This is a genomic window from Trebonia kvetii (assembly GCF_007827045.1).
Lineage (GTDB): Bacteria > Actinomycetota > Actinomycetes > Streptosporangiales > Streptosporangiaceae > Trebonia > Trebonia kvetii.
The window spans coordinates 155,867-170,153 of the sequence record NZ_RPFW01000007.1 but is presented as its reverse complement, the minus strand read 5'-3'; the positions used below and the strand labels follow the sequence as shown (position 1 = coordinate 170,153).

Annotated in this window: 11 protein-coding genes; 8 read left to right on the top strand and 3 right to left on the bottom strand. The window is 70.5% G+C overall.

The annotated features are described in order from the left end of the window. Positions 1-45: 45 nt before the first annotated feature. Positions 46-2,301 carry an MMPL family transporter gene (locus EAS64_RS32715; protein ID WP_222849781.1) on the top strand — a complete coding sequence of 752 codons (2,256 nt, stop codon included), beginning with the start codon at positions 46-48 and terminating at the stop codon, positions 2,299-2,301. On the opposite strand, the gene EAS64_RS32710 is transcribed toward EAS64_RS32715, so the two are convergent. Then, positions 2,197-3,441: a flavin-containing monooxygenase gene (locus tag EAS64_RS32710; RefSeq protein ID WP_145859344.1), complete on the bottom strand. Its 1,245-nt coding sequence runs from the start codon at positions 3,439-3,441 to the stop codon at positions 2,197-2,199. The genes EAS64_RS32715 and EAS64_RS32710 overlap by 105 nt on opposite strands. Positions 3,442-3,577: 136 nt before the next feature. Next, complete coding sequence (locus EAS64_RS32705; RefSeq protein ID WP_145859343.1) at positions 3,578-4,504, bottom strand: LysR family transcriptional regulator; 927 nt, start codon at positions 4,502-4,504, stop codon at positions 3,578-3,580. A gap of 155 nt (positions 4,505-4,659) precedes the next feature. Here EAS64_RS32705 and EAS64_RS32700 point away from each other — a divergent pair, with 155 nt between their 5' ends. The 5 genes from EAS64_RS32700 to EAS64_RS32680 all read left to right on the top strand — a co-directional run bounded on the left by EAS64_RS32700 (position 4,660) and on the right by EAS64_RS32680 (position 9,536). Further along, positions 4,660-5,082 (top strand): RidA family protein, encoded by a 423-nt coding sequence (locus tag EAS64_RS32700; RefSeq protein ID WP_145859342.1) that lies wholly within the window; start codon positions 4,660-4,662, stop codon positions 5,080-5,082. After that, positions 5,079-5,753 carry a DUF1028 domain-containing protein gene (locus EAS64_RS32695; protein WP_145859340.1) on the top strand — a complete coding sequence of 225 codons (675 nt, stop codon included), beginning with the start codon at positions 5,079-5,081 and terminating at the stop codon, positions 5,751-5,753. Before EAS64_RS32700 ends, EAS64_RS32695 begins: the two co-directional genes overlap by 4 nt. 10 nt (positions 5,754-5,763) lie before the next feature. Then, entirely contained in the window at positions 5,764-7,869 is a 2,106-nt protein-coding gene (locus EAS64_RS32690; protein WP_145859338.1) for an oxidoreductase, read from the top strand. An 83-nt stretch (positions 7,870-7,952) separates the two neighbouring features. Further along, positions 7,953-8,396, top strand: coding sequence for an APC family permease (locus EAS64_RS32685; RefSeq protein ID WP_145859336.1), 444 nt, complete (start codon positions 7,953-7,955; stop codon positions 8,394-8,396). Between the two features lie 153 nt (positions 8,397-8,549). Continuing rightward, positions 8,550-9,536: a PHP domain-containing protein gene (locus EAS64_RS32680; RefSeq protein ID WP_145859334.1), complete on the top strand. Its 987-nt coding sequence runs from the start codon at positions 8,550-8,552 to the stop codon at positions 9,534-9,536. 7 nt (positions 9,537-9,543) lie between these two features. Here EAS64_RS32680 and EAS64_RS32675 read toward each other — a convergent pair whose 3' ends face one another. Continuing rightward, positions 9,544-10,056: a MarR family transcriptional regulator gene (locus EAS64_RS32675; protein WP_187366342.1), complete on the bottom strand. Its 513-nt coding sequence runs from the start codon at positions 10,054-10,056 to the stop codon at positions 9,544-9,546. Between the two features lie 117 nt (positions 10,057-10,173). On the opposite strand from EAS64_RS32675, the gene EAS64_RS32670 reads away from it, so the two are divergent. Together EAS64_RS32670 and EAS64_RS32665 are read left to right on the top strand one after the other, a co-directional pair. Beyond that, positions 10,174-13,485, top strand: a complete 3,312-nt coding sequence (locus EAS64_RS32670; RefSeq protein WP_246115969.1) for a methylmalonyl-CoA mutase family protein — start codon at positions 10,174-10,176, stop codon at positions 13,483-13,485. Positions 13,486-13,502: 17 nt separating this feature from the next. After that, positions 13,503-14,276, top strand: coding sequence for a helical backbone metal receptor (locus EAS64_RS32665; protein ID WP_145859330.1), 774 nt, complete (start codon positions 13,503-13,505; stop codon positions 14,274-14,276). The last annotated feature ends 11 nt before the right edge of the window (positions 14,277-14,287 follow it).

The window sequence follows — 14,287 nt, the reverse complement described above, 5'->3', positions numbered from 1 at the left end:
CGAGTTAGATAGCCTGGCCATAACTCGCACAGAACAGTACATGTTATGGAGGAAATCATGTTCCAGTGGATCGCCAGGCAGGTGGTCACGCGGCGCCTGGCCGTGCTCCTCGCGGCGGGCGCCTTCGTCGTCATCGGCATCCTGTGGGGCACCGCGGCGTTCGGCAGGCTCGCGGCGGGCGGGTTCGACGATCCGGGCAGCCAGTCGACGCTCGCCGCGCAGCGCATTCCGGCCGAACTTGGCCAGCACACCCCGGACGTGCTCGTCCTCTACAGCAGCCGGTCCGCGTCGGTCGACACGCCGACGTTTCGCGACGCGGTGCGGGGCGTCGAGACCCGGCTGCGCGCCACGCCGGTGGTCGACGGCGTCACCGGCTACTACGACGGCACGAACAACCGCTTCGTGTCCGCCGACCGCCACGCGACCTACATCGCCGTCCAGCTCAGGGCGGCCGACGATAGCCAGCGCCGCAGCGCGTTCGAGACGATTAAGCAGGACCTGACCGCCCCGGGCCTGACGTCGCAGGTGGGCGGGGACGTCGCGGTTCAGGCCGCGGGCGATGACGTGACCAAGCGCGACGTGGCGCGCGGCGAGATGTTCGCACTCCCCGTCGTGCTGGTGCTGCTCGCCGTCATCTTCGGCAGCGTGGTGGCGGCGCTGATGCCGCTGCTCGTCGGGATCGTGGCGATACTCGGCGCCCTCACGGCGACGCGGGCCATCGAGTCGGTCACCACGGTGTCCACGTTCGCGATCAACACGATCACCCTGCTCGGTCTGGGCATGGCCGTCGACTACGCGCTCATCGTGATCAACCGCTACCGCGAGCAGCTCCGCCTGGGCGACTCGCCGCAGGAAGCGGCGCGGCACACCGTCCTCACCGCCGGACGAACGGTTGTCATCTCCGGCCTGACCGTCACGCTGTCGCTGGCCAGCATGCTCGTCTTTCCCGAGGTGTTCCTGCACTCGATGGCGTTCGGCGGGATGAGCGCGGTCTTCATCGCGATGGTCACGTCGCTGACCGTGCTGCCCGCGGCGCTGGCGATGCTCGGCCACCGGGTCAACGCGCTGCCGGTCCGCAGGCGCGCCGTCAGCACCCTGCGCGCTCGCGGCGAGGAGGAGGGCGCCTGGGCCAGGATCGCGCGCGCCGTGATGCGCCGGCCCGCGAGCTACGCCACCGCGGTCGTCGTGGTGCTCGCGGTGCTGTCGCTGCCCGTCCTGCACCTGCGGTTCGGCGGCTTCGACGAGCGGGTGCTACCCGCGGACTCCGGCCCCCGCGTCGCCGCCGAGGCCCTGGCGCGCGACTTCCCCGGGCTCGCCAGCTTCCCGATCGAGGTCCTGGCCGAAGGCGCCGGCGCGCCGCAGGCCGTGCACCTGGAGGGCGCCATCCGGGCGCTGCCCGGTGTGTCGTCCGTGACCGTGACCGCCGTCCGCGCGGGGCACGCGCTGCTCGAGGTCGGCTACCGCGGCGAGCCCGCGGCCGCGTCGACGCAGGCCCTGGTCAGCGATATCCGCGCGCTGCCGGCCCCGGCCGGGGTGTCCGTCCTGGTGGCAGGCCCGCCGGCCGAGCTGGCCGACCAGTTGCACAGCCTGGCCGCGGGCCTGCCGTGGATGCTGCTCATTATGGCCGTGGTCACGCTTGTGCTGCTGTTCCTCGCGTTCGGCTCGGTCGTGCTGCCGGTCAAGGCCGTGCTTGTCAACGTGCTGTCGGTGGGTGCGGCGTTCGGTGTCCTGGTCTGGGGGTTCCAGTACGGGCACCTGTCCGGGTTCCTGCGCTTCACCTCGACGTCGTACCTCGAGCCGACCACGCTGGTGCTGGTGCTCGCGCTGCTCTTCGGGCTGGCGACCGACTACGAGGTCTTCCTGCTGTCCCGTGTCCGCGAGGAATGGCTGCGCAGGGGCGACAACACGGCGGCCGTCGCCGCCGGCCTGCAGCGCACCGGCGGGGTCATCACCGCGGCCGCGCTGCTGCTCGGCGTGGTGACGGCCGGCTTCGCCAGCGGTCAGCTCGTCATCGCCAAGCTGATCGGCGTCGGCATGGTCTCCGGCCTGGCCCTGGACGCGGTCCTTGTCCGGATGATCCTGGTGCCGTCGACGATGCGGCTGCTCGGCCGCTGGAACTGGTGGCTGCCCGCGCCGCTCGCCGCGGTCTACCGCCGCCTCGGCCTGCAGGAGGCGGCGCCGCCTGCCCGGCCGGGTTCAGTCCCCGTGGGCGGCGTACCCGCGCTGGATGACGATCTGGTCGGCGATGTACTTCGCGTCGTGCCAGACGCCCCAGATGAAGCTGGACCCGCGCCGCGATAGCCACGGCAGCCCGAGGAAGTAGACGCCCGGCTCGCTCGACACGCCGCGCTGGTGCCGCGGCCTGCCGCTCGGGTCGAAGGCGTCGACCTTGAGCCAGCCGAAGTCGGTGGCGTAGCCGGTCGCCCAGATGATCGATGTGACGCCGGCCGCGGCCAGGTCGAGCTCGAGAACCGGGCTCGTCACGCAGGCCGGCTCAGGCCCGAACACCCGGGCGTCCGGCTCCTCGGGCAGGTTCAGCCCGTTGAGGGCGATGTAGGCGTCGGCCTCGTCGAGCACCGACAGGTAGTTGGCGTCGCCTGCCGCGATGTTGTCGCGCAGGTCCGCCGCGAATCGCACGCTGCCGTCGCGGAACGACGTGGTGCTGCCGAGCAGGATGATGCCCTGGCCGGCCAGGTCACGGAAGTCGACGGTGTGCCCGCCGTCCGCGCCGCTCACCGCGATGGTCACGTGCTCGGCGCCCTTGGGCGGCGTCGCGGCATCCCACTCGCCGAGGACGCCGAGCCACCAGACGTTGTCCCGCCCGCGGTAGCGCCGCGGCGGCCGGTCGTGCGGGCCGACAGACAGGTAGACCCGTCGGCCCGACTGCTCGAGCTCGGCGGCGATCTGCACGCCGGAGGACCCGGCGCCGACGACGAGGACGCCGCCGGCGGGGAGCTGCTCCGGGTTGCGGTAGCCGGCCGAGTGGAGCTGCGTCACGCCTGCGTCGGCGGGGACGATCGGCGGAATGACGGGCACCTGGAAGGGCCCGGTCGCCGCGACCACGAAGCGAGCGTCGATGGCGCCCTGCGAGGTCTCCACGCGAAAGCCGGGCGCACCGTGGTTCTTCTGCACGGAGGTGACCTCGACGCCGCAGCGGACCGGGGCGCCGATCAGCCGCGCGTAGGCCTCGAAGTAGTCGGCGACCCGCTCCTTCGGGACGAACGCCTCCCGGTCGATGTCGAACTCGAGGCCGGGGAACCGGTCGTGCCAGGCTGGCCCGTTGGCGACCAGTGAATCCCAGCGTCCGGAGCGCCACTTCTCTGCGATGCGTCCCCGCTCGAGGACCAGGTGCGGAACGCCGGCGCTGCCCAGGTGCTCGCTCATCGCCACGCCGGCCTGGCCGCCGCCGACGACAACGACCTCGACCTCTTCGATGTCCATCGTTACCCTTCCGGTGGGAGCGCCCCGCTTGCTTAGGGGGAGGCCTTGGCTAATGCTGAACGCACCCGTCCGCACATGCAATTAGAGCTAATCGGACTGCAACATCACTTCTTTTGAAGTAAGGCCGCCGTGACTTCTAATCGGCCGGGTGTGTCGCCTGCGCCGCGACGACGGCCCGGCACTGGGCGACGAACGCCTGGGCGCGCCGACTGAGCGTCCGCATCGGCTGGGCGCTGGCGAGCACGATGTCCAGGCTGCCTGCCTCCTCCTCCAGCTCGATGACGACAAGGCGGCCGCCGTCGTAGGTGAGGTCGTGCACCGGCCGCTGGTTGAGCAGGGTAAACCCGTGTCCCCGCGCCACCATGGCGCGCACCGCCTCGAAGCTGGTGAACCGGTGCCGCACGACGGGCGCGAGCCCGCGCCTGGTGAAGACCTCGGTGAAGTAGTCCCTGCTGTGCGGCAGGTCGAGCAGGATCATCGGCTCGTTAGCGAGCTCGAAGGTGTAGACGCGGTCGCGGCCCGCCAGCCGGTGATCAGGCCCGACGGCGACGTACAGCGGCGCCTCGAGCAGCCGCTCCCGGTGCACCGACGCCCCCATGCCGAGGTCGTAGGTAAGCGCGACCTCCACGGCATGATCCGCCAGGGCGGACTCCACCTCGTCCGCGCCAAGCTCGACGAACTGAGCGTCGATGCCGGGGTAGGCCTGGGTGAGCCGCTGGGCGATTTCCGGCAGGTAGAACGGCGCGAGCGTGGGGAAGACCCCTACCCGGAGCTCCCCGGACACCTGGCCGGGGTCGACCGCCGCCATGGCGTCGTCGATGTCCGCCAGGATGCGGCGCGTCCGGATCAGGAACGTCTCGCCTGCCGCGGTCAGCACCAGCCCCTTGGCCCGGCGGCGGACGAACAACGGGGTGCCGAGCCTGCGCTCGAGGTTGCCGATCGACGTGGACACGGCGGACTGCGCGACGTGCAGCGATGCCGCCGCCTCCTTCATGCTCGACAACTCGGCGCAGCGCGCGAAGTAGACGAGCTGGGTGAGCGAGATATCGCGCAGGTCGGGCACCTCTTCAGCGTATGGCGGGATGCGATGCACGGATGTCGCGGACCCGCCACATCAAGAAAAGTGAATTAGAGGCTCGCAATTCGCTGTTTGCCTGCCAGCCACCGCCACTTCAGACTGGCCACATCCCGCCCACGAAGAAGGTTGACGGCACGTCGATGACTCATCACACTCGCATCCGCCCGTTCAACACCAAGGACACCTACCCCGAGCAGAACCTCGACAACGACCTGTGCCAGGCCGTGGTCGCCAACGGGCTGGTCTACATCCGCGGCCAGATCGGTCAGGACCTCGACACCCGGGAGAGCGTCGGCATCGGGGATGTCGAGGCCCAGGCCGACAAGGCGATGGCCAACATCAAGATGCTCGTCGAAGAGGCGGGCGGCTCGCTTGCGGACATCGTCAAGGTGGTCGTCTACCTGACCGACATCCGCTACCGCGAGCCGGTCTACCGGACGATGGGCAAGTGGCTCAAGGGCGTCTACCCGGTCTCCACGGGGCTGGTCGTCTCCGCCCTCGCCCGCCCCGAATGGCTGGTCGAGATCGACGCGACCGCGGTCCTGCCCGCGGGGCAGGCATGACGTTCTCGCTGACCGCCCGGGACCCCCTGACCGGGGCGTTCGGCATCGTCGTCAGCTCGTCCAGCATTGCCGTGCCCGCCCGCTGCGCGCACCTGGCACCGGGCGCCGGCGCGGTCGCCTCGCAGAACGTGACCAATCCCGCGCTGGGCATCCGCGGGCTGTCGCTGCTCGGCCGGGGGCTAGCCGCGAAGCAGGTGATCGCCGGCCTGGTCGCCGCCGAGCGCTTCCCGGCCTACCGCCAGCTGGCCGTCGTCGACCGCGACGGCGAGGTGGCGACCTTCGAGGGCGCCGCGACGCTCGGCGTGCACAACGTGGCCGAGGGCCCCGCGTGCGCCGCCGCCGGCAACCTGCTCGCGAACCCGGACGTTCCCGCGGCGATGGTCGCGGCCTACGAGGCGAGTACCGCCGCGACCTTCGAGCAGCGGCTGTTCGACGGGCTGCGCGGCGGCGCGGCGGCGGGCGGCGAGGCAGGCCCGGTCCGCTCGGCCGGCCTCGCGGTGGTCGAGGACGTCGAGTGGCGCGTCACTGACCTGCGTGTCGACGACCATGACGCCCCGCTTGCCGAACTGGAGCGGCTGCTTGTCCTGTGGCTGCCGCAGAAGGCTGGCTACCGGACCCGCGGCATCGACCCGACGGCGGCGCCGTCCTACGGCGTGCCGGGAGACGAGTGAGGAGAGAGGTATGACAGACCAGAACGCGCCCGCGGGCGACGCCAGCAGGTACGACATCCTCTTCGAGCCGGTGCGGATCGGCCCGCTCACCGCGAAGAACCGCTTCTTCCAGGTGCCGCACTGCAACGGCATGGGCTACCGGGACCCGAGCGCGGAGGCGGCCATGCGGCGCGCCAAGGCGGAGGGCGGCTGGGCGGTGGTGTGCACCGAGCAGGTGGAGATCCACGCGACGTCGGACATCACCCCGTTCATCGAGCTGCGGATCTGGGACGACCAGGACATCCCCGCGCTTGCCAGGATCGCCGACGCCATCCACGACGGCGGCGCCCTCGCGGGCATCGAACTGGCGCACAACGGGCCCAACGCGCCCAACCTGTACAGCCGCGAGACTCCGCTGGGCCCTAGCCACCTGCCGGTCGCCGCGATCTTCAACGACCCGGTGCAGGCCCGTGCGATGAGCAAGTCCGACATCGCCGACCTGCGCCGCTGGCACCGCAACGCCGTGCGGCGCTCGCTGCGGGCTGGCTACGACATCGTGTACGTCTACGCCGGGCACGCGCTCGGCGGGCTGCACTACTTCCTGTCGCCCCGGTACAACCAGCGCACCGACGAGTACGGCGGCTCTGCGCGCAACCGGATGCGGCTGCTGCGCGAGATCCTCGAGGACACCCAGGAAGAGGTCGCGGGGTGCGGGGCCGTCGCCTGCCGCATCACCATCGACGAGCTGGCGGGACCCGGCGGCATCTCCCGTCCCGAGATCGAGGAGGTCCTCGGCACGCTCGGCGAGATCCCCGACCTGTGGGACTTCGTCATGGGCAGCTGGGAGGACGACAGCAACACCTCACGGTTCGGCCCGGAGGGCGAGCAGGAGCCGTACGTCGCCGGCCTGAAGGCGCTGACGAGCAAGCCCGTCGTCGGGGTCGGCCGGTTCACCTCGCCTGACCTGATGGTCCGCCAGGTGAAGTCCGGCATCCTCGACCTCATCGGCGCGGCCCGGCCGTCGATCGCCGACCCGTTCCTGCCCAACAAGATCCGCGACGGCGAGCTGCACAAGATCCGCGAGTGCATCGGCTGCAACATGTGCGTGTCAGGCGACATGACCATGTCGCCGATCCGCTGCACGCAGAACCCGAGCATGGGCGAGGAGTGGCGGCGCGGCTGGCATCCCGAGTTCATCCGCCCGAAGGAGTCGGACAAGCGGGTCCTGGTGGTCGGCGCCGGACCGGCGGGCCTTGAGGCCTCCCGCGCGCTCGGGGTGCGCGGCTACGACGTCACGCTCATGGAGGCGTCACGCGACCTCGGCGGCCGCGTCGCCAAGGAGGCGCGGCTGCCCGGCCTGGCCGCCTGGATCCGCGTGCTTGACTACCGCGCCCAGGCGCTCGCCGACATGAAGAACGTGGCGGTCTACCGGCAGAACCCGGTGACCGCAGAAGAAATCATTGAGTACGGCTTCGAGCACATCGCCGTGGCCACCGGGTCGACGTGGCGGCGCGACGGCGTGGCCCGCTGGCACACCACCCCGATGGACATCGACCCGGCGGCCGAGATCCTCACCCCCGACGACCTGCTGACCGGCGCACGGCCGGCCGGCCAGCGGGTGGTCCTGTTCGACGACGACCACTACTACATGGGCGGTGTGCTCGCGGAACTGCTGGCCAGGGAGGGCTACGAGGTCCGCCTGGTCACCCCCGCGGCGCAGGTCTCGTCGTGGACGTTCCACACCCTTGAGGTCGTCAAGGTCAACCGCCGTGTCATGGAGGCCGGCGTGACCGTGCACTGCAACACGGCCGTCACCGCCGTCCGCTCCGGCCACGTCACCGTCGCCAACGCATACACGGGGCAGGAAACCGAGCTGGCGGCCGACAGCGTCGTGCTTGTCACCTCCCGGCTGCCCGAGGAATCGCTGCTGCTTTCCCTCACCGAGGCTGCTGCCTCCGATACCGGGCCGACGGTCCGCGGCATCGGCGACGCCTGGGCGCCTGGCACCATCGCCGCCGCTGTCTGGTCCGGCCGGCGCTACGCCGAGGAACTCGACGCGGTCCTGCCGTCAAACGACAACGTGCCCTTCAGGCGCGAGGTAACCGAACTCGCACTGCTCCCGCTCATCCAGTCCTGACCGCGCGGTCCCCAGAAAGGCTGTGAAGCTCGCCTTCGGCCGCCTCGCCGCCGCGATCTCCCCACCCGCGCCTTGAGACGCCGGTGCGCGTCAACCTGCTGTCTGGCGTCGTCGCGACCGTGTTCTGCGTCCTGGCCACCACGCTGGTCAACGGCAGCGCCGGCGCGATCTTCGCGGTCGTGCTGACCATCGCGATTACCACGCTGCTGCTCAGCTACCTGATCATCCTGCCGTCGGCGTGGGCGCTGCGCCGCACGCAGCCCGACGTGGTGCGGCCCTTCCGGGTACCAGGCGGCCGCGTCGGCCTCGGCATCTGCACCGCCCTGGTGTTCGGTTGGGTGGCGTTCGGCTCGTTCGTGGCGGTGTTCCCCGGCATGCTCGAGCGGCTGTTCGGCATCGGCTACGACTTCGAGGACGCCTGGGGCGTCTCCCGGACCACCTTCGAGGTCTTCACCCTCGGCACCCTGGCGGTCGTCGTGGGCGTCGCCGTCCTCGGCTACCTCTGGCGCCGCCCGCAAGATCGTTAAGCCGTTGCCCTTGTCACTACCGGGGTTATAACCCCGGTAGTGACAAGGACATTTTCCAAATGATCTTCGCCACGCCCGTGCTAGAGCAACATCTTCAACTAGGCGCCGTTAGGAAGATGCGATGCCGGCGGTCGCGGTCCGTAAGCTGGCCGTGTGGATCCGGGGTGGGCGTTGCGGCAGATCGCGTTCCAGCTTGAGCGGTCCGGCGCGCCGACCTACCGGGTACGCGCGTTCCGGCGGGCCGCCGAGGTCGTCGCCGGGCTGAGGCAGGAGGAACTGGCGGGCCGAATCAGGGCCGGGACACTGCGCCAGCTCCCCGGGATCGGCGAGGCCACGGAAGCGGTGATCGCGCAGGCCGCCGCCGGCCAGCAGCCCGACTACCTGACCCGGCTGCTCGGCGGCGGTCAGCCGGCTCCGCCGAGCGCGCTGCGCGCGGCGATGCGCGGCGACTGCCACGCCCACTCGGACTGGTCCGACGGCGCCAGCCCGCCGCTCGAGATGGCGCTGGCCGCGCGTGACCTGGGGCACGAGTGGCTCGCCCTCACCGATCATTCGCCGCGGCTCACGGTGGCGAACGGGCTGTCCGTGGAAAGGCTCCGCGCCCAGCTTGAGCTCATTGACGAGCTGAACGCCACCCTCGGGCCGTTCCGCATCTTGTCGGGGATCGAGGTCGACATCCTCGAGGACGGCTCGCTCGACCAGACCGACGAGCTGCTCGGCCGGCTCGACGTCGTGGTCGCCAGCGTGCACTCCAAGCTGCGGATGGAATCCGGGCCGATGACGCGGCGGATGATCGCGGCGGTGCGCAACCCGCATACCGACGTGCTCGGGCACTGCACCGGACGGATCATCACCGGCCGCGGCCGCCCGCAGTCCGAGTTCGACGCCAAGGCGGTGTTCACCGCCTGCCGCGAATCGGGCGTGGCGGTAGAGATCAACTGCCGGCCCGAGCGCCAGGACCCGCCCGATGACCTGCTGCGGCTGGCCGTCGAGATCGGCTGCCTGTTCGCGATCGACACCGACGCGCACGCACCAGGTCAGCTCGACTGGCTGGATGGCGGCTGCAGCCGCGCCGAACAGTTCGGCATCGGCCCCGACCGGGTGATCAACACGCGCAGCACCCCGGCCGCGAGCTCATAAAGGCAGGTTACGAGCCGTTCACATCGGTGTCGCCCGCGTGGAAGCGGATGTCGCGCAGGGTCTCCGCCAGCTCCGCCGCCGCCCCTGGCGCCACCCCCGGCAGCCCGAAGTCGGCCTGGTTGAGCGCGTCGGTCGCCTCCTCGGCGAGCAGCCGGCCGGCCGGCGTGATGCTGGCGAGAACGACCCGCCTGTCGGCCGGGGACACGCTCCGCTCGACGAGCCCGCGCTGTTCGAGCTTGCCGATGGCGTTGGTGACGGACGCGGGGTGCACCATCAGGCGGATGCCCATCTTGCCCATCGGCAGCGAGCCGGCGCGGGTGAAGGCGAGCAGCCGCAGCGCCTCGTACAGGGCGAACGTCAGCCCGTAGGGCTTGAGCACATCATCGACTCGCGACAGCAGTAGCTGCTGCACGCGCATCACGGACGTGACCGCGGCCATGTGATCGGCGTGCTCCGGCCAGCGGGCGCTCCACTGCCGGTGGGCTTCCGCGATGGGGTCGAAGGGCAAGTGGTCGGGCACGAGGTTAACGGTACGTGACAACGGCCGCCGACGTCACCGGCCGACTTGACATCATGCACCAAGAAACTTTAACGTCCAAATATTGAACGTCCAATGGTAGGACGAACAGGAGGATTCGTGGCAGCCGCTTCGCGCAGCAACAATGCCCTGCATGTCCCCGTCAACCCGGTGCGCTTCGTGACCTCCACGGCGCTGTTCGACGGGCATGACGCGGCCATCAACATCATGCGGCGCATCCTCCAGGCACAGGGTGCCGAGGTGGTCCACCTCGGGCACGACCGGTCCGTGCAGCAGGTCGTCGACGCGGTGCTCGAGGAGGACGCGCAGGGCGTCGCGGTCAGCTCCTACCAGGGCGGCCACGTCGAGTACTTCGAGTACCTGGCCGAGCGCCTCAAGGAAACAGGCGCCGGGCACGTGCGGATCTTCGGCGGCGGCGGCGGAGTGATCGTGCCGGCGGAGATCGAGCGCCTCGCCGCGGCGGGCGTGCGGATCTTCTCGCCCGAGGACGGCCAGCAGCTCGGCCTGCCGGGGATGATCAACCAGCTGATCGGGGCGGCGGACACCGATCTCACGGAACAACAGCCCGCACCGGAAGCCATACTCGCGGGGGAGCGGCAGGCACTCGCCCGGGCGATCACCTGCCTCCAGGCCGGCAGGCTCTCGGCCGGCATCAGCCAGCGCATCGCCGAGGCGGCGAGCAGCAGAAACGTCCCGGTGCTCGGCATCACGGGCACCGGCGGCTCGGGCAAGTCGTCGCTCACCGACGAGCTGGTCCGCAGGTTCCGCACCGACCAGCAGGACAAGCTGCGCATCGCGGTCCTCGCGGTGGACCCGACCAGGCGGCGGGGCGGCGGCGCGCTGCTCGGCGACCGGATCAGGATGAACACCCTCGACGGCGACCACGTGTTCTTCCGCAGCCTGGCGACCCGCGGCCGCAGCGAGCTGCCGGACGGCATCGAGGACATCGTCGCCGCGTGCAAGGCGGCCGGCTATGACCTGGTGATCGTGGAAACGCCGGGCATCGGCCAGGGCGACGCCGGGGTGACCGGGCTGGCGGACGTGTCACTGTACGTGATGACGCCGGAGTTCGGCGCCGCCTCGCAGCTGGAGAAGATCGACATGCTCGACTTCGCCGACGTGGTGGCGGTGAACAAGTTCGAGCGCCGCGGCGGCGCCGACGCGCTGCGGCACGTGGCCCGCCAGCTCATCCGCAACCGGGAGGCGTTCGGCGCTGGCCCGGACGACATGCCGGTCTTCGGCACCAGCGCCGCGACGTTCAACGATGACGGGGTCACCGCCCTGTACCAGCACCTGGCGGGCCTGCTCGCCGGACATGGCCTGCCGCTCGCGGATGGCGTGCTGCCCGCCGTGCCGGGGCACGCGTCCACCAGCGCGGCGTCCGTCATCCCGGCCGGCCGGACCGGCTACCTCGCGGGCATCGCCGATACCGTGCGCGGCTACCACGACGAGACGCGCAGGCAGGCCGCGGCGGTACAGCGGGTGCAGCGGCTCGCCGCCGTCCGCGACGAGCTTCTAGCTGATCCCGAACGGGTTGGGCTTACTCCGTCCCCCCACGAGACACCCGAGGGCGTGCCAGCCGAGGGCAGCGCTTCCGAAGCCGCCGCGAACACCGCGGCGGACACCGCGGCTTACGCCGCAGCCGACACTGTGGCGGCGCTGCTCGACCGCGCGCGCCGCGAGGTGACCACCGGCAGCGCCGCGCTGATCGACGGCTGGCCGGCCGTCGGCGCGTCCTACACCGGCGACGAGCAGGTGGTACGGATCCGCGACAAGGAGCTGCGAACCGAGCTGACCAGGGAAACCCTGTCCGGCAACGTCATACCGCGGGTGGCGCTGCCCCGGTTCACCGATCACGGCGAGCTGCTGCGCTTCCTGCGCGCGGAGAACCTACCCGGCTACTTCCCGTACACCGCGGGCGTGTTCCCGTTCAAGCGGGAGGGCGAGGACCCGGCGCGGATGTTCGCGGGCGAGGGCGACCCGTTCCGCACCAACTGCCGGTTCAAGCTGCTGTCCGAGGGCAGCCAGGCGACCCGGCTGTCCACCGCGTTCGACTCGGTCACCCTGTACGGCCGTGACCCGGGGGAAAGCCCCGACGTGTACGGCAAGGTCGGCACCTCGGGCGTCTCGATCGCCACCCTGGAGGACATGCGGGCCCTGTACGACGGGTTCGACCTGACCGCGCCGAACACCTCGGTGTCGATGACGATCAACGGCCCGGCCCCGACGATCCTGGCGTTCTTCCTCAACACGGCGATCGAGCAGGGCGCGGCGAAGGGCCTGACCAGGGCGCAGGTGCTTTCCGCGGTGCGCGGCACGGTGCAGGCCGACATTCTCAAGGAGGACCAGGGCCAGAACACCTGCATCTTCTCCACCGAGTTCAGCCTGCGGATGATGGCCGACATCCAGGAGTGGTTCATCGAGAACGCGGTGCGCAACTTCTACTCGGTCTCCATCTCCGGCTACCACATCGCCGAGGCGGGCGCGAACCCGATCAGCCAGCTCGCGTTCACGCTGGCCAACGGGTTCACCTACGTGGAGGCCTACCTCGCCCGCGGCATGAAGATCGACGACTTCGCGCCGAACCTGTCGTTCTTCTTCTCCAACGGCATGGACCCGGAGTACACGGTCATCGGCCGGGTCGCCCGCCGGATCTGGGCCGTGGCGATGCGCGACCGCTACGGCGCGAACGAGCGCTCGCAGAAGCTGAAGTACCACGTGCAGACCTCGGGCCGGTCGCTGCACGCGCAGGAGATGTCGTTCAACGACATCAGGACCACGCTGCAGGCGCTGTGCGCGATCTACGACAACGCGAGCAGCCTGCACACCAACGCCTACGACGAGGCGGTCACCACGCCGTCTGAGGAGTCGGTGCGCCGGGCGCTCGCCATCCAGATGATCATCGGCCGCGAATGGGGCCTGGCGGTGAACGAGAACCCGCTGCAGGGCTCGTTCATCGTCGATGAGCTCACCGACCTGGTGGAAGAGGCCGTGCTCGCCGAGTTCGAGCGGATCAGCGAACGGGGCGGGGTGCTCGGCGCGATGGAGACCGGCTATCAGCGAGGCCGGATCCAGGACGAATCCATGCTCTACGAGCACCGCAAGCACGACGGCAGCCTGCCGATCATCGGCGTCAACACGTTCCGCAACCCGCATCCCGACTCCGCGCCCGTGACGGTACCCCTCGCCCGCGCCACCGAAGAGGAGAAGAAGTCCCAGCTTGAGCGGGTCCGCGACTTCCAGGCCAGGCACGCCGACGAGGCGCCCGCCGCGCTGGCGGCGCTGCAGGCCGCGGCCAGGAAGGGCGAGAACGTGTTCGCGGTGCTGATGGACGCGGCGCGGGTATGCAGCCTGCAACAGGTCACCGAGGCGTTCTTCGAGGTCGGCGGCCAGTACCGGCGCAACGTCTGACAGCGAAGGCAGCCCGCGTGAACACGTCGCACGATGACCTTGGCTTCCCCGTCAGGGTCGATCGCCCCGTGACGCGGGTTGTCTCGCTCGTCCCGTCGCTCACCGAGTCGGTCGCGGCCACTCGCCAGGAGGCGCTCGTCGGGGCCACTACCTGGTGCAGCCATCCGGCGGGGCTCGACGTGCCGCGAGTGCGCGGCACGAAGAATCCCGACCTGGCCGCCATCGCGGCGTTGTCGCCGGGCATCGTGCTCGCCAACCAGGAGGAAAACCGGCGGATCGACGTGGACCGCCTGCGCGCGGCGGGGATCCCGGTCTGGGTGACCGTGATCAGGACGCTTGACCAGGCGTTCGCGGCCCTGCGCCGGATGTTCGAAGAGGCACTCGGCTGGCCGGATCCAAGCTGGCTCGCAGATGCCGAGCGGGAATGGCAACGGCCCGCAACCGTTCGGGATACTCCTGCGGTCATCCCGGTCTGGCGGGACCCGTGGATGGTCGTCGGCTCGCAGACCTTCACCGGGGACCTCGCCGCGCGGCTCGGCCTGCGCAACGTCTACGGAAACCACCAGGAACGCTACCCGCACGTCACCCTGGACGACGTCGCCGAGCGCCAGCCGGACATCATCGTCCTGCCCGACGAGCCGTACCAGTTCACCGCCGCCGACGGCCCGGAGATGTTCCCCGGCAGGCGGGTCGCCCTCGTCGAGGGCCGCAGCCTGACCTGGTACGGCCCCTCCCTCGTCACCGCCCGCGAACTGCTGCGGTCGCAACTGGCGGCAGCCCGTATTCCGTAGGCGGCGTAGGG

What these genes read in the sequence shown, in the direction of transcription:
- EAS64_RS32695 (WP_145859340.1), top strand. Translation starts at nt 5,079, where the DNA reads ATGACGTTCTCGCTGACCGCCCGGGACCCCCTGACCGGGGCGTTCGGC.
- EAS64_RS32700 (WP_145859342.1), top strand. Translation starts at nt 4,660, where the DNA reads ATGACTCATCACACTCGCATCCGCCCGTTCAACACCAAGGACACCTAC.
- EAS64_RS32715 (WP_222849781.1), top strand. Translation starts at nt 46, where the DNA reads ATGGAGGAAATCATGTTCCAGTGGATCGCCAGGCAGGTGGTCACGCGG.
- EAS64_RS32690 (WP_145859338.1), top strand. Translation starts at nt 5,764, where the DNA reads ATGACAGACCAGAACGCGCCCGCGGGCGACGCCAGCAGGTACGACATC.
- EAS64_RS32710 (WP_145859344.1), bottom strand. Translation starts at nt 3,441, where the DNA reads ATGGACATCGAAGAGGTCGAGGTCGTTGTCGTCGGCGGCGGCCAGGCC.